Genomic DNA, 18958 nt, shown 5'->3' with positions numbered 1-18958 from the left:
CACATGAATGAGCCTAAGATCCTGATTGTTGATGATGACCCGGAAATTACCGACGCGCTTTTGCGCGGGCTGAAAATGCACGGCTACGATGCGGTTGGTGCCAGTACCGCAGCGGTTGGTGCGCAGATGTTTGTAGACCGGCAGATCAGCGCCGCAATTATTGATGTGATGATTGGTACTGACAGTGGATTGGATTTGGTGCGACAGCTACGCAATGCAGGTCATAGCAAACCAATATTGATGTTATCTGCCCTGACCGAGGTTGCTGACCGGATGTCTGGTCTAGAGGCGGGCGCAGACGATTACGTCGTAAAACCATTTGCCTTTGACGAATTGGTCGCGCGGCTTGAGGTGCAGTTGGTGCGTGCCCAATCGCATTTTTGTGCATTAGACCCTGCATCGCGGACGATACGAAACGGGCAGCGCGAAGCTGTCTTGACCGAGCGCGAATTTGATCTGTTATCGATGTTGCACGAACGCGCTGGGCACATCATTTCGCGGGGCGAAATCTTTGACACGCTTTGGGCAGGCGAAGGCACTTCATCCGAGAATGTCGTGGATGTTTACATCGGATATTTGCGCAAGAAGCTCGCGCCAATGGATGATTTTAACTTTAATATCAATACCATAAGAAATCGCGGCTTTGTTCTGCAACAGGTCACCTGACGGTCATCTCTTATTTTTTCTTAGAACATAAGCTTTGACCCAAAGGCACCTCAGGCGCAGATTTAAATGACCAAGAGGAGGACATAGAAATGGCTTGGACAAAACCAGTTATCCGCGAAATCGAGTGCGGCATGGAAATTAACATGTACGGACCAGAAAACGACGATCGTAACAACGACGATCTGTTCTAGACCCGACTGCGCAGAGCACTCATATGACGTTTCGCGCAAGCATCCTTGGGGCGGCTGCCGGTGGCGGATTGCCCCAATGGAATTGCGGCTGCGAAAACTGCAATCTTGCGCGTAGTGGTGCCATACCTGAGCAAACCCAGTCTTCGGTCGCGGTGAGTGCGAACGGCGATGACTGGGCGCTGCTAAACGCTTCACCAGATATACGCCAGCAAATGGCGCGCACTTCGGTTCTTCATCCCACGGACTTGCGCGTGAGCCCGCTAAAATCGGTAGTGTTGACAAACGGCGACATAGATCATGTCGCTGGCCTGCTGACCCTGCGCGAGCAACAGCCATTCACCCTGTTTGCAACACGTGACATTCATCAGGCGATCCAAGATAACCCGATCTTTGGTGCCCTAAAGCCAGAGATCGTGGACCGCCAGATTATCGCTTTGGAAAATCCGTTTGAGTTGGTGCCGGGGCTTTGGGCGACCCTATTTCCTGTACCCGGCAAAGTCCCGCTCTATCTCGAACAGGATGTCGTACAGACAGACCTTGTCGGTGAGCAGACCGTCGGCGTTTACTTAAAGACCGCCGAGAAGAATGCCTTTTATATTCCGGGCTGTTCGGGGCTGACGCCTGATCTACGCGATCGGTTGGATGGCGCAGACATGGTAATGTTTGATGGCACGCTATGGCGCGATGACGAAATGGTCGCCGCAGGGCTGAGCCAAAAGACGGGTAACCGGATGGGGCATATGTCGATGTCAGGTGATGACGGCTCAATCGCTGCATTCGCGGACATTGAAATCGGCAAGAAAGTCTATGTGCACATGAACAATACAAACCCAGTTTTACGTCCGTCCTCTGGCGAACGCGCGATAGCCGAAGACGCGGGTTGGACGATTGCCCAAGACGGGATGGAGTTTCACCTATGACCGCCAGCAAACAAGATTTCGAAGCCCGTTTGCGCCAGATTGGTGCAGAGCGATATCATGACAAACACCCGTTTCATCACCTTTTACATGCGGGAGGGTGTAGCGCTGATCAGGTGCGTGCTTGGGTGATTAACCGTTATTACTATCAATCCCGCATCCCGATGAAAGACGCAGCATTCATGAGCCGCGTTGATGATCCCGCCTTGCGCAGGGCGTGGCGGTCACGGATCGAGGATCATGATGGCAGCGCCGAAAACGAAGGTGGGATTGAACGCTGGTTACGCCTAGCTGAGGCTGTCGGGCTTGATCGCGAATATGTGGCAAGTACCGAAGGTGTGCTACCCGCGACCCGGTTTGCAGTGGATGCCTACGTCAGATTTGTTCGCGATGAAACGTTACTCGAGGCGGTCGCAGCATCACTCACGGAACTCTTCGCCCCGAAAATCCATGCGCAGCGGATCGAAGGATTGCTTGCGAATTACGCCTTTGCGGATGATCGCAGCCTTTCGTATTTTCAGAACCGCCTAAAAGAGGCTCCAAAAGACGTGGCATTTGGGTTGGCGTGGGTTTTGGACAGGGCGGACACCGCCGAAAAGCAAGACGCAGCTGCAAATGCGCTGATCTTTAAAACTGATGTGCTCTGGTCGCAATTGGATGCTTTGCATGCTGCCTATGTGACGCCGGCACGTATTCCACCGGGGGCGTGGCAGCCCGGAACTGGCTTGATCAAGAAAGTGGCGCGCGCATCATGACGGGCGGACTATGTTCAACAGATATCCCAGTTATCCCAAGAGGTGTGCGCATCCATTGGGATCGCGTGCGCGAAAAATGGGTGCTGCTTGCGCCGGAACGGGCTGTTGCGCTTGATCCAATCGGGCATGCGATCCTGTCAGAAGTTGATGGCCAATGCAGCTTTGGCTCCATCACTTCACAATTGGCAGAGAAATATGGAGCACCGCGCGACCAGATCGCTGCCGATGCGGGTGAATTCTTGCGCGGCTTGATGAACCGCCGTTTCCTAGAGGTGGTCTGATGGACGGTGCGGATGGACTGAATTGGCGGGCCGAAGGAATAGCAAAGGGCATTCCGGCACCGATTGCGCTATTGGCTGAGCTGACGCATCGCTGTCCTTTATCGTGTCCCTATTGTTCCAATCCTGTCGCTCTCGCGCAAAAGTCCAAAGAACTGAGCACCGATTTATGGGTCAGTGTCTTTGAGCAGGCTGCCGACCTTGGGGTTCTGCAATTGCATCTGTCGGGTGGTGAACCCGCCGCGCGACGGGATTTGGTCGAGCTTGTGATCGCTGCACGCAAGGCGGGGCTATACACCAATCTGATCACATCAGGGATTGGGCTAACTGAAAAGCGTTTGGCCGAATTAGACGCGGCGGGTCTTGATCACATTCAATTATCTTTACAAGGCACGAATGCCGAGGTCGCTGATCGTATCGGCGGATACAAGGGGGGCTTTGATCGCAAGATGATGGTCGCCGGGTGGATAGGTGACATTGGGTTTCCGCTTACTTTGAATGCGGTCGTACATCGACAGAACTTGCATCAACTTCCTCGTGCCATCGAAATGGCGATCGAAATGAATGCGCGCCGCATCGAAGTTGCAATCGTGCAGTTTCACGGCTGGGCGATGGCGAACCGCGATGCCTTGATGCCCACTAAGGAACAAGCCCAAGAGGCGAGCCGTATCGTCCAAGAAGCGCGTGTCCGTCTTAAGGGGCAATTGGTCATCGACTATGTCCCGGCGGATTATCACGAGGATTACCCGAAACGCTGTATGGGTGGCTGGGGAACGACGGGCCTGAATATCGCCCCCGATGGAGAGGTCCTGCCATGCCATGCTGCGCAGACGATCCCATCGCTGCGATTTGACAATGTGCGTGACAAGAGCCTGTCAGAGATCTGGTATCGCGGGACCGCATTTAACACCTATCGCGGTGATGGCTGGATGCAGGAACCATGCCGTTCATGTGACCGCAAAAAGCTAGACTTCGGCGGATGTCGGTGTCAGGCGATGGCGCTGGCAGGTGATCCTGCTGCGACCGATCCTGTCTGTGTAAAATCGCCCCTTCATCAAGCGCTGCAAAAACGTGCGGTTGCACATTCTCAGTCGAAAGACGCAGAAATGACGTATCGTCAGCAACCTCCAGCCTGATTTTTGACAGGAACATTTGCTATTATTCTCTGATCAACCAGTAGATCGGGTCATGAGCAAAGTGCGCATATACAATAGGATCATAGCCAGTCTGATTTGTGTCTTAGGGCTATGTTCGGCTGTTAGTGCGCAGGAGGGTCTTCCGACACGTGGCGAATATCTCGCTCTGGCGAAACAAGGATGGGTTTATGATTTGCGCGGGTCACGTCGGCGGCGGGCGACAAATGCGCCCCCAATCGTGTTCAATAGTAACGAAGTAGCTCTGGGTGAAATTTGCGTCATCGGAGAACGGGCCAACCAGTCGTCGCGTGATGTCATCTTGCGGTTTGCTGATCTTCTGACTGATATCTATGGGCGGCGCTTGGCTGTGACATTTGCTGGGCGCAATATCCAAAGTTGTCCGCGTCCATCACGTGTTTACTTGCGCCTGTATTCGGGGCGGCCGCCGTCTGGGCTATTGAATGCAGATTTGCGACAAATGGATCGCGATTATGATATTCGGTTACCTGCACACTGGCGCGAGCCCGTAGCATCACCTGCCCAGACGAACGGGTATTTCGGATATCGTGGTGCAGTTGCGCATTTGCTGGTGCGTCAAGCCCCGGCGACAAACCTGTCCGATGTTGAACGCGCCTTCTATCGGTCCATCTTGATCGAAGAACTTTTTCAAGTGGTCAGTTTCGGGGCCGATGTGCTGAAGTTTGATTTGGACAGACCATTCCTGTCCAAGCTACAAGAGCACCCGGTCAATCTGCGCAACTTTTCATGGTACTCCACAGAGTTTATGGCGGGGCTATTGGCAAGTAATCCCCAAGGGTTGTGCAGCTTTGATGTGATGATGTTGCATGCGCTTGCAGGTTCGGGATTGAACAGTGTGAACTCGCCTGAACTAATCCGATTTATGGAAACAAATTTCGATGCTCTGGTGCGGGCTTCTGAAACAACAATCTCAGAGCCAAGCTATGCGATGTTGCTTGATCCAAACTGCAGTGATCTGCCAGATTAATCTACGACCTTAGTGTAACTAGATTCAGTTTGCCTTCTTGTTCAGTCTTTTCCAGCAAGGGGGAATAGCCGTGCTGGATCAAAAGTCACGTGCATGTTTTGAACAAATATCCGCGTTGCGGGAATGGCTCGAGGCTGGGCTTATCGGCAGCGAAACGCTGATTGAACGCCTGCTGATCTGTTTGCTGACCGGCGGGCATCTGTTGATCGAAGGTCCGCCTGGCCTTGCGAAAACACGTGCCGTGAAACTGTTGGCGTATGCGCTGGGCGGATCATTTGCGCGGGTCCAGTCAACGCCTGATCTGTTACCTGCGGATCTAACTGGTACTGATGTGTTCAACCCTGAAACGGGGCGGTTTACCTTTGCGCCGGGACCGGTGTTTCATAACCTTGTGTTGGTTGACGAAATCAACCGGGCACCACCCAAGACACAATCTGCCCTGCTTGAGGCGATGGCCGAGGCGCAGGTCACGAGTGGTTCAACGACCCATGCGCTGCCGAACCCGTTTTTTGTTATCGCGACGCAAAACGGTATCGAGCACGAGGGCACGTTTCCTTTGCCCGAGGCGCAGTTGGATCGGTTCTTGTTACATGTTTTGCTGTCTCAACCAGATTTAGAGACCGAGCGACGCATTCTCGATTTGGTCGAGAACGAACGCCTCGCCGGAGAACCAGAACCGCCCGAAGTTGCAATAGAAACCGTGATGCGCGCGCGTGCTGATGTGGATCAGGTTTTCCTATCGCCAGCCTTGCGCGACTACATTGTCAGGCTCGTGGTCGCGACCAGAACGCCACCGTTTGACGGGCAAATCGAACATGCTGTTTCACCACGCGGATCGCTGGCACTGGCGGCATCAGCGCGTGCGCGGGCTTATTTGTCTGGCCGCGATCACGCCACCCCTGATGATGTCACTGCGGTGGTTCATGATGCACTGGCCCATCGCCTTGTTTTGCGTTGGAGTAGCGTTGCCGAAGGTGTCACGCCAAGGGGGGTGATCAGCGATATTCATGACGCTATCGCACCGTTATGACTAAGCGATCTGGCATATCCTTGGACGCATCCGCCCTAATCGCGATCCGCAATCAGATCGTCGCGCAGCACGTCATCTCTGATGATGTGACCCGATTGCCCGGCGGTTTCCCGATCCGTAAACATGGCCAAGGACAAGAGCACGCGGGCAGTCGCCCCTATGTCACTGGCGATGACATGCGTTACATCGATAAGGGGACGACAGCCCGCACCGGGGCGCTGCATGTCCGTAGTTTCCATGAAGAACGTGATCGTGTCAGCTTTCTGGTGGCTGATTTTCGGCCAGCCATGCTTTGGGGGCTGCGGCACAGGTTGCGTTCGGTCGCGGCCGCCGAGGCGCTGGTTTGGCTGGGTTGGCAGGCCGTGATTTCTGGCGGGCGAGTTGGCGTCATGGCGATAACCGCAGAGGAACCATTTATCGTCCGCACGCGCGGTGGCACTCGGGGCATGCTGGCTGTCATCGGCGGGCTGGTCAGAGCCCATGACGCCGCTATTCGGTCATGCCAGACGCGCGGGCTAACTGACCCGCCGCTGGCAAAATTGCTGGGCGGGTTAGAACGGATCGCCCCAAAGGGTGCGGCGGTCATCATCGCGAGCGCATTTGATAAGCCCGGCGATCCATTTCGTGATGCCCTGCTCGCGCTTTCAACCCGCCGCAATCTGTCGCTATTGGTCGTCGAGGACGGAAATGACCTGGGGGCGGGGCATTATCCGATGCGTGTTCCGGGTGAAAGACGGCGGTTGGTGACGCTGGCCGGACCCGCCACGGTTGCCCCGGCAATTCCGCGTGTTCCGGGGTGTCGCATTTTGCGGATCAATAGCGGATTACCCGTTCAGTCGGCCATCGCCCGCGCCGAGGTGGCCTAAATGGCCGATACCGCAACACCAGTCGAGGTCATGCTGTCGTCGCTTCATGACATCAGGCTGCCTGAGATGGGCTGGGTCGAAATGACGGCTGACGTGTTGGTCGTGATTGGGTTGGGAATTATGGGGGCGTGGGGCTTGATGCATATTCTGGCACCGTTTCGTTCGCCAAAAATCCAGCAACCAGACCCGCCCGGCGGGAACGATATCATCGTTCTGCTGCATCAGTTGCGACGTGTCGCACCTGATCGGATGCATGCGTTGCATGATCGTCTTTACCTGCGTGGTCAGACACCCACGGCAGATGAACTTCGGTCCATTTTGCGCGAATGCGAGGCGCGAGATGTTTGAGTTCGCTGATCCTTGGTTTCTGATCCTCGTTGCGTTGCCTTTGGTCGCGTATTTTTATCTGCCACCCAGATCACCGCAAAGCGCGGTGCTCATCGTACCCGAAACGATCCAGCAACATATGTTGGCACAGTCGGCGCAGAAACGTCCCGGATGGCGACATCGCAGTGTCTTGATCCCTTCGATAATCTGGTTGCTATTGGTGGTTGCGTTGGCTGGACCACGTGTTGTTGCCCCAAATCAAGCGCTTCCGATGTCGGGGCGTGATCTTATGCTTGTGCTGGATTTGTCTGGCTCAATGGTGCGTGATGACTTTGCGGTTGATGGCAAAACAGCCACCCGGCTGGAAGTCGTCAAAACCGTCGGCGCCGAATTTATCGCGGCACGCGAAGGGGATCGGGTTGGGTTGGTCGTCTTTGGAGCCGAGGCATATGTCGCCGCCGCGCCCACATTCGATACTGCCGCTGTCGCGCAAAAAATCAGTGACATGGTCATCGGCATTTCGGGTAGAGCCACAAATATCGGCGATGGGCTTGGGCTCGCGCTCAAACGATTTGCGGCCTCAGATGCGCAGAGCAAGGTGATCATACTCTTGTCGGACGGAACCAACAATGCAGGTGCGGCGATGCCAACCCAGGTCGCCGCGCTGGCTGCCCAAATGGGCGTGCGCATACATACGATAGCCTTGGGCCCCGTGACGCGAGAAGAGGCACCCGACCAGCGCGGCGTGGTCGATGCGCAGGCGCTGAACGCGATTGCCCGGCTAAGCGGAGGACAGATGTTTCAGGTGCGCACAACGGATGATTTACGAAACGCTGCTGCGAGCCTTGATGCGCTAGAACCCACGGCACGGGCGGGATTGGCTGCGCAAACCTATCAAGACTTCTGGATATGGCCCGCTGCGCTGGCAGGGGTGTTGGCGATTGGATTGGGGGTTTCACGACTATGATGGATATCATCTGGTTACGTCCCCTCTGGATGATCGCGTTGCCCTGTGTTGCAGTGATTATGATGTGGACCCTGCGTCAGAACGAACGCCCCGGCGATTGGAACAGGCAAATTGATCCCGATCTTTTGGCGGCGATGATTTCAATGGGGCGCTTGGAACCCTCTGCGGGGCGGTTTGCGCGACTGTTACCGCATTTTGTGGCTGCGGTGATTGCCATTGCGCTGATCGGTCCCGCCGTAGAAAGGCGCAATGCCGCAACATTTCGCAATCTAAATGGGGTCGTATTCGTCATAGATGTATCAGGTTCAATGGTCCGCGATCCTAGCTGGGCCGCGACGGTGAACATGGCGCAAGGTGCTCTGGGCGTGTTGGGTAGCCGCCCTGCTGCGCTGATTGTTTACGGTGGTGACAGCTATTTGGCAGAGCCACTAACCACAGACCATTTGCAATTGGGGCAGACGATTTCGCTCATTGATCCTGATTTGATGCCTGACCGTGGCAATCGCCCGCATCTGGGGCTGGAGCATGCGTTAAGCGTAATCGAACAGGCGAATCTATTATCGAGCGACGTTATCCTTATGACGGATGGTTACGGCCTGAATGACCTGTCCATCCAAGCGGCGCAGAAGATTGCCGATGCAAATGGACAGCTATCTGTTGTTCGTTCTGTTACGCAAATCTCCGGCGCGCCCGTCGTCGTTCAAGACGTTTTTGAAACGATTGTCGATGTCGGGCGTGGACGGCTTTATGAAACGAATGACATCGTTGCATTTCGCGAAGACCTTCGAGACATGCGCGGATCGGACCTTGCGCTGCGCGATTTGCGCCTCAACCTGCGTGCTGATCTGGGGCGGTATCTCTTGCTGATTGCACTTTTTCCGGCGGTTTTGCTGTTTCAAAGGACGCGAGGATGATGCGGCCACTTACATTTGGCGTTGGCCTTGCATGCATTGCCTTGGCTCTGATGCTGAATGGGCGCGGTGCGTTTGGTCGGGTTGCGCTGGCCTTTGGCCAACCCAAGCTGGCAGCGGTGATCTTTCCCGAGCCAGCGTGGAAAGGCATCGCGCACTACCGGGCAGGGCAATTCGATCAGGCCACATCAGAATTCAGTCGCGCAGGGCGTGCGTCACTCTTCAACTTAGGAAACGCTCAGGCCCAGTTGGGTGAATATGCAAATGCGCTTGAGGCGTATGATCTGGCGACCACTGTGCAATTCGATCCGCAGGCCGCCGACAATTTCGACCGTTTGCGTGCCTATTATGCAGCAACCACACTGGATATTGATGGTGTGTTCCTGACCGAAGACCGGGACGGCTCGGTCGAAGAGGCACCGCTCGCGCGTGGTGATGCTCGCGCCCAAGGTTCGGGCGATGCGGTTACAAATACATCTGCTACGCCTGCTTTGGCCGAGATTGTCAGCCGTGGTGAGGCGCGTGTCAGGCAGGTTTTTGATGAGCAATCCATCACTGCCAATGAACGATGGCTTGCAACGCTGGCAGATGTGCCGGGCGAATTTTTGGCCGAACGCATCTATCACGAACACAAAGCACGCCGTGCTGCGAGAACCGGACAAGAACCACAGGACACACAATGGTAAGGGTGTTATTCATCCTGATGACACTGTTCACGGCACCTTGGGCCTCGGCGCAAACGCGCGCGGTGCTGCCTGATGAGCTGAGCTTGCGCGTAACAGTAGAACAATTGCCCGATCCGCTATTTCGACAAGAAATGGTGTTGCTGACAATTCATGGGATCTACCGACGGCACATCACACGCGAAGAGTTAGAGCAGCCAGATTTTGCGGGGTTCAACTGGATGCAATTGGGCCAAGATCATTGGTTCGAAAGTGTTGTCGACGGCCGCCCGGTCAAGAACATGCGGCGACGCATGGCCGTCTTTCCAGATGATACTGGGCGGCTTGAGATCGGGGCATTTCAACATCATCTGACCCTTTTGGATGAAGACAATAAATGGTTCGAACATACGATCAGCTCTGAACCTATTTCGATTGAGGTTATGTCGGAACCTGCTTCGGATGATTGGTGGTTTCCAGTTCGGCGTTTGCGTATTTCTGACGAGTGGTCGAACGCGCCTGACCAGCTTGAACCCGGACAAGGTGTCTTGCGCGTTATGCGGATTTCTGCGCTTGGGGCGAGCCCGGATATGATCCCGCCAATGCCAGACCTGGTTTCCCCTTCGGCATTGATTTTTCCGCACCCCGAGAAACGCTTGGTTGATCTGACGCCACTTGGTCCCGAGGCAATCGCGTTTTGGCGATGGACGGTGACCCCAACGAACGGGCATTCTGCGATACTCGAACCGATCACGTTTTCATATTTTGATGCAGTCGCGCGTGAAATGCGCGAGGTTTCAATTTCGCCTCAACGGGTTGCCTATGGCGCTGCGAACGTCGAAGCACATCCAACGATGGGCCTTCCGCCGCAATCCGGGCAGCTTGGGCATCTGCGATTGTGGGGCGCTTTTGGTCTGGCATTCGCGCTGGGTCTGATGGCAATGCGGGGTGGTCGGCTGTCATTCGAAACATTTCGAACTGGTGTGGGGCTGTGGTGGATTAAATTGAAATTTAGATATGCGGTTTGGCGCTCTGATCTTCCGGCGATCCGGGCTGCCGCGCGCAGGTTGGATCAACGTTATGAACCTTCGGTTGATCGTCAGGCTTTGTTAGATGAGCTTGATGAGCACATTTTCGGACGTCACAAAAACGACTCAGCCCCTGTGAAATTTGCGTTTCGATACCAAAAGACCCTTGGTTCAGCACCTTCGCACGAAAATGTGCACTAATGTGCACAGAAATATGCTGACTCGCCCAAAAGGTGCTTTGTGGAAATAAAATGTTCCGCTACGCTTGACGTGGGAGGAACTAGAATGTCGGATTTTTCAAGGGCAGAGAAGTCTTTCTCTGCCAGCCATATATTAGTGGTGGACGATCATCCGCTGTATTGTGATGCAATGGTCGCTTCTCTTTCATCGGCCTTCAAAATTCAAAAAGTAGACTCAGTTAATTCGTTAGAAGCCGCAATGAAGGCGCTTGCCGTAGGACCGCTGCCTGATCTCGTTTTGTTGGACTTGGGGCTGCCTGATGCAACCGGGCTAAGCGGATTTTTCCAGATCAAGGAACACAGCCAAGAGATGCCGATTGTCGTGATCTCTGCGGATTCATCAGATGAGACGATCCATGCAGCCATGGAGGCTGGTGCAATGGGCTTTGTTCCCAAAGATGCACCGCGCAATGTGATCGCCGATGCCTTGGCGCAAGTCCAAGAAGGTACACGGTATTTGCCACCTTGCTACACGCCCAAACCACGCGAGGCGGCGCAAGACCCGGTGAGCGTCCAAGAGGCGTCGAAGCGCATTGCACGGCTGACACCACAGCAGCGTCGGATCATGGAGCTGATTTCAGCGGGAAAACCCAATAAACTGATCGCCTACGAGCTTTCGGTCGCCGAAGGAACTGTTAAGGCGCATATCACTGCCTTGTTGCGCAGGCTGGGCGTGAGCAACCGTACCCAAGCAGCGGTGCTGGTGAATAGTGCCGTTTTGGGGCGGTCCCCGTCCATGGCTGAAACAGACGCGCGCGCGCATATAAGTTAGCCACGTTATGAATGTGGTTGATCGAGAACCAGCCGGCACGAGCATCGTGTCGGTCGGCGTTTCTATGTCGGCCGACGCGGATTCTGCAGTGGCCGAAGCAGCATCGCAATTGCCTCAGCAGGGGATCTGCTTTGTATTGGTCTTTGTGCCAGAAACCCTTGACCCGGATGCGGTGGCGTCTGGGCTGGGCAAACACTTGCCGCAAACTTTGGCGTTTGGATGCAGTACAGGGGGGCAGATCACCCCTGATGGTTACGCGGATAACGCGCTGCTGTTGGTCGCGTTTCCGCGCGAACATTTCCGTTGTTCGTCGATGCTCATGGCGCCGCTCAAGCCATTGTCGATTGAGGACACGGCGATCGCGGCCAAAACATTGGCCCATCGGTTTCAGACAACGGCGGGTTGGCGGCGTTTTGCGATTACAATCGCAGATGGGCTTTCCAAACAAGAAGATACACTGATCGCGGCACTTGAGGCGGGATTAGGTGAAATTCCGGTGTTTGGTGGATCGGCAGGCAACGGCCTGTCCTTTGACGTTACACATGTCTTGCATGGTGGGCAGTTTCACCAAAACGCCGCGCTGTTGATTATTGTTGAGACGGACCTTCTGTTTCAGGGGGTCGAATTCGATCACTTTGCCCCGACCGACCGCCAGTTGGTCGTGACAGAGGCGCGCCCTGAAGACAGGATCGTCAGCGAAATAAATGGGGCGGTCGCAGCCGAAGAATACGCCCGGCTGATCGGGTACGAGGTGGCAGATCTGTCGCCGCGTGTTTTTGCTGAAAATCCGGTTCTGGTGCGAAATCTGGACAATTGGCATGTCCGCGCGATCCAAGAGGTTTTGGACGACGGCGCGCTGACATTTCTATCGGCCATCGAAAACGGGCTGGTCCTTACGCTAGGGCAGGGGCAAGATATTATCGCGACTATGGATAGCGCTCTTGATGTAGCGGGGCCGCGCGGTGAGGTGCCGCATTTTGTTTTGGGTTTTGATTGTGTCCTGCGTCGGTTGGAAATTGAACAAAAACAATTGGGTACAGAGGCCTCCGCCGTTTTGCGGAACCGACGGGTCTTGGGGTTCAATACCTATGGCGAACAGCATGGCGGCGTGCATGTAAACCAGACTTTTGTCGGGATTGCGTTCTTTTCATCGGGGCACAGGATAGACCTATGATTGATCGTGATCTCCCGCTTGAGGTTCAAGTTGCGCAACAAGACAAGATCATCAAGGCGCTGGTTCAAAGGGCGAACCAGCGGCATGAGCTTGGCCGGTCAGCGTATTCGTTGTTTCAATCTGCAGTATCCCTACAGAGCAAAGTTTCAGAAAAGACACGCGACCTTGAAGCCGCGCTGAGCACGTTGGGGCAGACCAGTACAGATCTGGAAACTTCGGAACAGGCACGCAACCGAACAGAACAAAGCCTCACTGATGCGCTTGAGTCGATGGAAGGCGGTTTTGCCCTATTTACGGGGGGGCATCTGCGGGTTTTCAACGGCTATTTCAAAAATCTCATTCCTGATGTGCATGATGTTATTGTGCCGGGGCTATCGCTAGACGCCTATTTTGAACATCTCTCCAAGAGCGACTACCTCGCGCGGGATACGGAAGCAGAGCGGCTTGCCGGGAATGCGCCGCAATCACTGGAGGCCACTGCGCCATTCGTCTTTGAAACTAAGAACGACAGATGGTTTGTGATTAACTATCGTCAAACGAGCCATAATAATATCGTGGTTTTTCAAACCGAAATCACATCCGTTGTGCGTTCTAATCGGTTAGAAAAAGATCAGTTGATTGATGCCCAAGAGCATTTTCTAAGTGCAGCTTTCGACAATATGCCCCAAGGCGTCTGTACGTTTTCGTCAGATGGGACGCTGCTATTTTGGAATGCGCGGTTCACGCGGCTATTGTCATTACCCAATCGGCTGGCATGTGTCGGGACCTCTTATGCGCAGGTGGTCGAACATATAAACGCGCATTCGATTGTTGGTGAACTGAAACAGGAAAACTACGCCGTCGTCCTGCGCTATCTGCGCCGCAATCAAAGCCTGCACATCAAGCGTCGCCAAACCAATGCGACCGTGCTGGAGTTTGTGGTGAACCCGCTTCCTGATGGTGGCTGTATTGTGAATGTGATGGATGTCACCGTGCAGTCGCAAACCACCGAACAGCTTGAAAAGCGGGTGCGCGAACGCACCCAAGAACTGACTGACTTGAATAAAGAATTGCGCGACCAATACACCGCGTTGGCCAGCATCGAAGACGACCTGCGCCAAGCCAAAGCCGAGGTCGAGGCGGCGATGAATTCCAAGACCCGCTTTTTTGCAGCGGCATCACATGATTTGCTGCAACCTGTGAACGCGGCGAAACTGTTGATATCGTCTCTCTCGGACATGACGCTGGACAACGGCGTGCGTGACACGGTTCTGCGGATCGACCAATCCTTTCAGTCAATGGAATCCCTATTGCATGCCTTGTTGGATATTTCGCGGCTTGAATCAGTGGATATGAAATTGGCAGTAACTGATTTTGCCATCGACGGACTGATGCATAATATCGCCAATGATATGGGGCCATTGGCGGTCGAAAAGGGGCTTCGGCTCGAGGTGGTGCCGAGCCGTGCTTGGGTGCGCAGCGACCAGCGCTATCTGGCGCGATCGATCCAAAATCTCGTGAATAATGCTATCCAATACACCCCCTCTGGTCGTGTGTTGTTGGGGTGCCGTCGCCGCGGGGAACGGGTCGTCGTCGAGGTTTGGGACACAGGTGTTGGTATTTCAAAGGCGGACCAAGAGCGGGTCTTTCAAGAATTCACGCGCGTCGATGGAAGCGGCGGCATGGGGATGGGGCTGGGCCTGTCGATTGTGCAGCGCGCCTGCGCACATTTGGGACATGAGGTCGCGGTGCGCTCAAAGCCGGGTGTTGGATCAGTTTTTTCCATCGCGCTACCTATGGTAACACCGGGCGATTGCGCGCAAGCTGAAACACCTGACGCGCCGATGCCCTCTTCTGAATCGTTGGATTTGATTGTCGTTCTGATCGAAAACGATCCGGGTGTGTTATTCGCAATGACCCGGCGGCTGGAAAGCTGGGGGGCGAGCGTTTTGGCCTGCACATCATGTGAAGAGGCCATGTTGATGGTTCGTGAACTCGGGATGAACCCCGATGTCATTTTGGCGGACTATCAACTGGATCATGATGATAACGGGATAGATGGGATTACTGCCTTGCGCAGGCAGGCGGGTGCCGAATTGCCTGCCATATTGATTACAGCAAACCAAGAGGCAGCCATCAAAGATCTCTGTGCGCAGCTGCGCATTTCGGTGCTAACCAAGCCCGTGAATTTGCCGCGTCTGCGTTCGCTCATTGATTGGAAAACCCGGCAAGCCCCGCCATTGCAAGGGCAGGGGTACGACCAAAGTCTGCAATGACCTGCCGCGAATTGGGGTTATTTTTGTCTCTGAATAGGAGAGCCAGATGAAATTCTTCAGCTATGTTTCGTGCCTTGCGCTGCTTGCAACCCCTCTACCGGCCGAGGAAATCTATGACTTGATATTTAAGCAAGGTACCCTGTCTGATGTGACCACGGGGTTAACCTATGACCGCGAAACGATCGTGGCCAGCAACCCCGATTACGGAGACCGCCACAGTGGTGATATTACGCTTGGCTTTGCGCCTGATGATATGGCCGTGTTGCAGTTCAATAAGGGTGAGCAATATCGCAATCTGGGGCAATTCCCGGCGACCGTGGGCAATCCGATCATCATGTATTTTGTCGAGACCGTTCTACGGGACGTGGCTCATGAAGCTGGCGGAAGCCCGTTCTATATCCGCAATCGGATCAAAGAGGCACTGATCACGCCGGCCCCAATTTCGGACACCACCGTCGCGTATCAGGGTGATGAGTTTCCAGCCAAGCGGATTAGCTTTCTACCGTTTGAAGCGGACCCAAATCGCGAACGCATGGGGGTCTATGGCGATCTTGAGATGACCTTTATCATGTCAGAGCATGTGCCCGGCTGGTATGTCACACTTGCCGCAGTCGCCACTGACGAGGCTGGAACGCCGGGATACAGCAACGTGTTGAACTTGTTGCCAGAGGTGCAGCAATGATCCGCATTTTGGCCTGTGTCTTGGCCGTCATGGGCGGTTCACTTGCGGCGCAATCGGTGAGCGAACAGCTCAATGATTATCCAACAGTCGCACGCGCGGATTATGTTTTTGGCTGTATGGCTGTGAACGGGCAAGGGCGTGATCAGCTATCGAAATGTGCCTGCTCTATTGATCACATTGCGTCTGTTTTACCCTACGAGCGCTACGTCGAGGCCGAAACCGTGCTGTCGATGCAGTTAGCAGGTGGCGAACGGATGTCGATTTTCAGAACTTCCTCGATGACGCAAGCCATTGTTGCAGAGCTGCGCCGTGCCCAAGCCGAAGCCGAGATACTTTGTTTTTAGGCACCTTGGTCTTTGGCTAGGATTTGTTCGAAAATATTGCCCTCGGTATCACGGGCGTGCACCCGGATCGCAGGTGCGCCGTTATCACGATAGCTAAATCGGAAGACCGGGTTCTCGCTGACCGAGATACCCCCTTCGAGTTTGAACAGCAGTTCATCGCCTTGGTAGACTTCGATCTGATCAATGAAATGCGCACTGACGAATAGATGCGTAATCTGGTCCCTTTGTAGACCAGAATAGTTTGGATGGCGGATCATGATTTGCGCCTCGCGGCGTTGGCCAGACATGAGCGGCACGGCGTCAAAGTCGCGCAGACGCATTTGGCCCATCGTCGCAAGCGCCTCTTCCGCGGCGCGGGTTGCGGGGGCAGAACAGCCTCCGGACGCTTTGACGTAGCGACCGTTCATGAACATTCCAGCATCAGTTTCAGCAATGACCCGGACGTTGGAATATTGGTTCACCCGAACCCGCAGTTCAAAAACTAGCGGGGCCATTGCTTCGCCAAAGCTGAGCTCAGCGGCGAGCGGAGCAGGGTTTTCGTCAATAATAACCAAAGCTTTTTCGATGTTGGGTGCGCCATCTCTTTGGATGATCCCGATCGGGACAGTGGCGGCATCATGCGCACGAAACGGTGCTTCGACCGCGAAAATGGGTGCGCCATCAAGCGGGGTTTGTTCGCCAATAAGTGCACTGCGCAATTCGTCCCAACTTGCGCTGTCGGTCAGCGGATTATCTTGCGCGATGGCGGCTTGCGAGGCGACCATCAGTACTGTGGCGGCAAGAAAACGTTTCATGGTTTCCTCCTCATTGCTATCGGCGTTTTACCACAGATTGCCCGCAAAGCAGAGTAATCCTTAGTGTTGGTTCGCGCAGAGGTGATCGGCTGATAGGCAATTATTGAAAGGGGCAGGGTGATGTTCGAAGCGGTTGTAAACCTTTGCTTGTTGGCAGACCCTTTGTTGTGCCGCGATATTCTGTTGCCCGGATATGAGGCTGAACAGATCACCGCATGTACCGAAGCAATCGTCGCTAACCCGCCAGAGCTAAGTGTTTATTTAGCCCAGTATATCGTGGCCGCGCCTCATTGTCGCGCAGCCGTTGCCGCCCACCCTTATCTGGAAATTGCTCCGGGCATATTTGTGCAAAAAGGTGCGATAGATGATGCCACAATCGAGAACCAAGGCGATGTTGCAAATCTGGGTTTTCTGATTGGCACGCAATCGGTCGCTGTGATCGACGCGGGCGGATCATATACCGTGGCTGAAAACCTGTATCGGGCGATCCGTCGCGAAACAGACTTGCCGATTCGTTATGTTTTTCTGACCCATTCCCACCCTGACCATATATTTGGGGTATCGCTCTTTGCGCATCTCGACGCACAGATCGTGGCGCATCACAGGTTTGAAACGACCTTAGCGCACCGATACGGCAGCTATCTTGAGAATTTTGGCGTGCGTGCAGGGCGTGCGAATTTGTTGGGAACCTTTCTGCCGCATGTGGACATCACGATTGATGGTTCGCGCGCATTCGATATCGGGCAGCGGCAATTGGTCGTGCAATCGTGGGACAATGCGCATTCTGGGACAGATATCACCATTCGCGATCCTGAAACTGGCATCGTGTTTGTTGGGGATCTCATTTTTGATGAACATACCCCAACAGTCGACGCGAGCGTATTAGGCTGGCGACAGGCATTAACGACAATGCAGGCAGCGCCCTACACAACGGCAGTTCCGGGGCACGGTGGCCCCGTGTTAGACTGGTCAGATGCCGTTGACCCGGTTATGGCCTACCTTGACGTGTTGATCACCGATACCCGCGACGCGATTGCACGCGGAGATAGCCTATCAGATGCGGTAAAAACCATCGGCCAGAGCGAGGCAGACAACTGGGTGCTTTTTGATCTCTATAATCCGCGCAATGCCACCGTCGCCTACACAGAGCTAGAATGGGAATAACTAGTCAGGCACATGCTGCGCCAGGGTCTGGGCAATTGCATAGACGCGCTTTTCCAAGATGACAGGGGTTTCGCAGACGTAGAGCAGTGACTGCGCGCGGTCGCGATAAATCCGCTGGTCCCAATCGAGCTGTTCTTCCAATTGGTCCACACGATCAAAATCGGGATCGTCTTTGGCCATTTCGCTGTCCATTTCGACACGCGCGGCGTCAATACGTGCAGCCAAATCAATTTGCGAGAGCGAATACCGTCCAATGCCCGCAATAAGACGCTGGCGGTCGCGGTTTATGTTCTCGAAAATTTCTTGGAAAATAAGCGTGTACTCATCTGTAGTTAGATCAGGTTCCTCTTGGGCAAAGGTTGCGGTGATTTCGTCAACTTGATCAAGCGAAACACGACGAAGAACGACCGTATCCGCGAACCGCTGGGCGCTTGCCGATAGTGTGGCTGGTTCCGGCGTTTCGGGGACGAGGTGGGGCCACATAATACCTAAGCTTAGGTTTTCCACTTTGCGCTGGACACATGGCCATGTCGGATCAGAGTAATCTTCAGTTAGGCCTATGGCGGGGATTAGCGCAATAAAAACAGCGGTATATAGCTTGCGTCGCATGGGCATCATGTTCTCCTTTGCGACTGGATTATCGCGATTCCGACGTAGTTAATAATAGAGCGTTCTTTGGTTTCGCGCGTAACAGTGACCAAAGTCGTAATTGTCGGATTAGACTGCAGTTGACTAACTTTTCCCCAACGAAAAACGCCTTTTGGGGGATGAATAATGCGAACACGCGCTGCTGT

The 18958-nt window shown here is 54.4% G+C and carries 23 protein-coding genes; 20 read left to right on the top strand and 3 right to left on the bottom strand.

The features are described from left to right. Positions 1-3: 3 nt before the first annotated feature. The 19 genes from TW80_RS14860 (at position 4) to TW80_RS14770 (ending at position 16206) form a co-directional block, all read left to right on the top strand. Positions 4-666: a response regulator transcription factor gene (locus tag TW80_RS14860; protein WP_045998246.1), complete on the top strand. Its 663-nt coding sequence runs from the start codon at positions 4-6 to the stop codon at positions 664-666. An 89-nt stretch (positions 667-755) separates the two neighbouring features. Next, positions 756-857, top strand: coding sequence for a pyrroloquinoline quinone precursor peptide PqqA (gene pqqA / locus TW80_RS14855; protein WP_045998245.1), 102 nt, complete (start codon positions 756-758; stop codon positions 855-857). Positions 858-880: 23 nt separating this feature from the next. Next, positions 881-1777 carry a pyrroloquinoline quinone biosynthesis protein PqqB gene (gene pqqB / locus TW80_RS14850; RefSeq protein WP_045998244.1) on the top strand — a complete coding sequence of 299 codons (897 nt, stop codon included), beginning with the start codon at positions 881-883 and terminating at the stop codon, positions 1775-1777. After that, positions 1774-2529 (top strand): pyrroloquinoline-quinone synthase PqqC, encoded by a 756-nt coding sequence (gene pqqC, locus TW80_RS14845; RefSeq protein ID WP_045998243.1) that lies wholly within the window; start codon positions 1774-1776, stop codon positions 2527-2529. The genes pqqB and pqqC overlap by 4 nt, the downstream gene beginning before the upstream one ends. Next, entirely contained in the window at positions 2526-2810 is a 285-nt protein-coding gene (gene pqqD, locus TW80_RS14840) for a pyrroloquinoline quinone biosynthesis peptide chaperone PqqD (RefSeq protein ID WP_045998242.1), read from the top strand. Before pqqC ends, pqqD begins: the two co-directional genes overlap by 4 nt. Beyond that, complete coding sequence (gene pqqE / locus TW80_RS14835) at positions 2810-3943, top strand: pyrroloquinoline quinone biosynthesis protein PqqE (RefSeq protein WP_045998241.1); 1134 nt, start codon at positions 2810-2812, stop codon at positions 3941-3943. The genes pqqD and pqqE overlap by 1 nt, the downstream gene beginning before the upstream one ends. 52 nt (positions 3944-3995) lie before the next feature. Beyond that, complete coding sequence (locus TW80_RS14830) at positions 3996-4949, top strand: hypothetical protein (RefSeq protein ID WP_162197189.1); 954 nt, start codon at positions 3996-3998, stop codon at positions 4947-4949. Between the two features lie 73 nt (positions 4950-5022). Further along, positions 5023-5979, top strand: coding sequence for an AAA family ATPase (locus TW80_RS14825; RefSeq protein ID WP_045998386.1), 957 nt, complete (start codon positions 5023-5025; stop codon positions 5977-5979). Continuing rightward, complete coding sequence (locus TW80_RS14820; protein ID WP_045998239.1) at positions 5976-6845, top strand: DUF58 domain-containing protein; 870 nt, start codon at positions 5976-5978, stop codon at positions 6843-6845. Before TW80_RS14825 ends, TW80_RS14820 begins: the two co-directional genes overlap by 4 nt. Further along, a complete protein-coding gene (locus TW80_RS14815) occupies positions 6846-7193 on the top strand; it encodes a hypothetical protein (RefSeq protein WP_045998238.1) in 348 nt (115 codons plus the stop codon). After that, complete coding sequence (locus TW80_RS14810; RefSeq protein WP_045998237.1) at positions 7186-8139, top strand: VWA domain-containing protein; 954 nt, start codon at positions 7186-7188, stop codon at positions 8137-8139. Before TW80_RS14815 ends, TW80_RS14810 begins: the two co-directional genes overlap by 8 nt. Next, positions 8136-9053, top strand: coding sequence for a vWA domain-containing protein (locus tag TW80_RS14805; protein WP_045998236.1), 918 nt, complete (start codon positions 8136-8138; stop codon positions 9051-9053). Before TW80_RS14810 ends, TW80_RS14805 begins: the two co-directional genes overlap by 4 nt. After that, complete coding sequence (locus tag TW80_RS14800) at positions 9050-9736, top strand: tetratricopeptide repeat protein (RefSeq protein ID WP_052701018.1); 687 nt, start codon at positions 9050-9052, stop codon at positions 9734-9736. The genes TW80_RS14805 and TW80_RS14800 overlap by 4 nt, the downstream gene beginning before the upstream one ends. Before the next feature lie 17 nt (positions 9737-9753). Next, positions 9754-10941: a BatD family protein gene (locus TW80_RS14795; RefSeq protein ID WP_052701017.1), complete on the top strand. Its 1188-nt coding sequence runs from the start codon at positions 9754-9756 to the stop codon at positions 10939-10941. Between the two features lie 84 nt (positions 10942-11025). Further along, entirely contained in the window at positions 11026-11751 is a 726-nt protein-coding gene (locus TW80_RS14790) for a response regulator (RefSeq protein WP_045998234.1), read from the top strand. A gap of 64 nt (positions 11752-11815) precedes the next feature. Further along, the gene (locus TW80_RS14785) at positions 11816-12925 is read left to right on the top strand and encodes an FIST N-terminal domain-containing protein (RefSeq protein ID WP_239450565.1); all 1110 of its coding nucleotides are present in this window, start codon (positions 11816-11818) and stop codon (positions 12923-12925) included. Then, positions 12922-15180, top strand: a complete 2259-nt coding sequence (locus TW80_RS14780) for a hybrid sensor histidine kinase/response regulator (RefSeq protein ID WP_045998232.1) — start codon at positions 12922-12924, stop codon at positions 15178-15180. Before TW80_RS14785 ends, TW80_RS14780 begins: the two co-directional genes overlap by 4 nt. Positions 15181-15226: 46 nt before the next feature. Beyond that, entirely contained in the window at positions 15227-15862 is a 636-nt protein-coding gene (locus tag TW80_RS14775; protein ID WP_045998231.1) for a hypothetical protein, read from the top strand. Further along, positions 15859-16206 carry a hypothetical protein gene (locus TW80_RS14770; protein ID WP_045998230.1) on the top strand — a complete coding sequence of 116 codons (348 nt, stop codon included), beginning with the start codon at positions 15859-15861 and terminating at the stop codon, positions 16204-16206. The genes TW80_RS14775 and TW80_RS14770 overlap by 4 nt, the downstream gene beginning before the upstream one ends. Here TW80_RS14770 and TW80_RS14765 read toward each other — a convergent pair. Then, on the bottom strand, positions 16203-17000 hold the full coding sequence (locus TW80_RS14765) for a quinoprotein dehydrogenase-associated SoxYZ-like carrier (protein ID WP_045998229.1): 798 nt from the start codon (positions 16998-17000) through the stop codon (positions 16203-16205). The genes TW80_RS14770 and TW80_RS14765 overlap by 4 nt on opposite strands. A gap of 120 nt (positions 17001-17120) precedes the next feature. Between TW80_RS14765 and TW80_RS14760 the strand changes: the two genes are divergently transcribed. After that, the gene (locus TW80_RS14760) at positions 17121-18164 is read left to right on the top strand and encodes a quinoprotein relay system zinc metallohydrolase 2 (protein ID WP_045998228.1); all 1044 of its coding nucleotides are present in this window, start codon (positions 17121-17123) and stop codon (positions 18162-18164) included. On the opposite strand, the gene TW80_RS14755 is transcribed toward TW80_RS14760, so the two are convergent. Continuing rightward, positions 18165-18782 carry a hypothetical protein gene (locus TW80_RS14755; protein WP_052701016.1) on the bottom strand — a complete coding sequence of 206 codons (618 nt, stop codon included), beginning with the start codon at positions 18780-18782 and terminating at the stop codon, positions 18165-18167. Beyond that, positions 18779-18958: hypothetical protein (locus TW80_RS18320; protein WP_204218517.1), on the bottom strand; the 180-nt coding region annotated here is incomplete at its 5' end. The genes TW80_RS14755 and TW80_RS18320, both read right to left, overlap by 4 nt.

It is taken from the genome of Loktanella sp. S4079, assembly GCF_000967725.1.
Classification (GTDB): Bacteria; Pseudomonadota; Alphaproteobacteria; order Rhodobacterales; family Rhodobacteraceae; genus Yoonia.
This window is presented reverse-complemented; position numbering and strand designations above follow the sequence as displayed.

What these genes read in the sequence shown, in the direction of transcription:
- TW80_RS14795 (WP_052701017.1), top strand. Translation starts at nt 9,754, where the DNA reads ATGACACTGTTCACGGCACCTTGGGCCTCGGCGCAAACGCGCGCGGTG.
- TW80_RS14800 (WP_052701018.1), top strand. Translation starts at nt 9,050, where the DNA reads ATGATGCGGCCACTTACATTTGGCGTTGGCCTTGCATGCATTGCCTTG.
- TW80_RS14860 (WP_045998246.1), top strand. Translation starts at nt 4, where the DNA reads ATGAATGAGCCTAAGATCCTGATTGTTGATGATGACCCGGAAATTACC.
- pqqC (WP_045998243.1), top strand. Translation starts at nt 1,774, where the DNA reads ATGACCGCCAGCAAACAAGATTTCGAAGCCCGTTTGCGCCAGATTGGT.
- TW80_RS14775 (WP_045998231.1), top strand. Translation starts at nt 15,227, where the DNA reads ATGAAATTCTTCAGCTATGTTTCGTGCCTTGCGCTGCTTGCAACCCCT.
- pqqD (WP_045998242.1), top strand. Translation starts at nt 2,526, where the DNA reads ATGACGGGCGGACTATGTTCAACAGATATCCCAGTTATCCCAAGAGGT.
- TW80_RS14790 (WP_045998234.1), top strand. Translation starts at nt 11,026, where the DNA reads ATGTCGGATTTTTCAAGGGCAGAGAAGTCTTTCTCTGCCAGCCATATA.
- TW80_RS14780 (WP_045998232.1), top strand. Translation starts at nt 12,922, where the DNA reads ATGATTGATCGTGATCTCCCGCTTGAGGTTCAAGTTGCGCAACAAGAC.
- pqqE (WP_045998241.1), top strand. Translation starts at nt 2,810, where the DNA reads ATGGACGGTGCGGATGGACTGAATTGGCGGGCCGAAGGAATAGCAAAG.
- TW80_RS14815 (WP_045998238.1), top strand. Translation starts at nt 6,846, where the DNA reads ATGGCCGATACCGCAACACCAGTCGAGGTCATGCTGTCGTCGCTTCAT.
- TW80_RS14830 (WP_162197189.1), top strand. Translation starts at nt 3,996, where the DNA reads ATGAGCAAAGTGCGCATATACAATAGGATCATAGCCAGTCTGATTTGT.
- TW80_RS14760 (WP_045998228.1), top strand. Translation starts at nt 17,121, where the DNA reads ATGTTCGAAGCGGTTGTAAACCTTTGCTTGTTGGCAGACCCTTTGTTG.
- pqqB (WP_045998244.1), top strand. Translation starts at nt 881, where the DNA reads ATGACGTTTCGCGCAAGCATCCTTGGGGCGGCTGCCGGTGGCGGATTG.
- TW80_RS14770 (WP_045998230.1), top strand. Translation starts at nt 15,859, where the DNA reads ATGATCCGCATTTTGGCCTGTGTCTTGGCCGTCATGGGCGGTTCACTT.
- TW80_RS14765 (WP_045998229.1), bottom strand. Translation starts at nt 17,000, where the DNA reads ATGAAACGTTTTCTTGCCGCCACAGTACTGATGGTCGCCTCGCAAGCC.
- TW80_RS14805 (WP_045998236.1), top strand. Translation starts at nt 8,136, where the DNA reads ATGATGGATATCATCTGGTTACGTCCCCTCTGGATGATCGCGTTGCCC.
- TW80_RS14820 (WP_045998239.1), top strand. Translation starts at nt 5,976, where the DNA reads ATGACTAAGCGATCTGGCATATCCTTGGACGCATCCGCCCTAATCGCG.
- TW80_RS14810 (WP_045998237.1), top strand. Translation starts at nt 7,186, where the DNA reads ATGTTTGAGTTCGCTGATCCTTGGTTTCTGATCCTCGTTGCGTTGCCT.
- TW80_RS14755 (WP_052701016.1), bottom strand. Translation starts at nt 18,782, where the DNA reads ATGATGCCCATGCGACGCAAGCTATATACCGCTGTTTTTATTGCGCTA.
- pqqA (WP_045998245.1), top strand. Translation starts at nt 756, where the DNA reads ATGGCTTGGACAAAACCAGTTATCCGCGAAATCGAGTGCGGCATGGAA.
- TW80_RS14785 (WP_239450565.1), top strand. Translation starts at nt 11,816, where the DNA reads ATGTCGGCCGACGCGGATTCTGCAGTGGCCGAAGCAGCATCGCAATTG.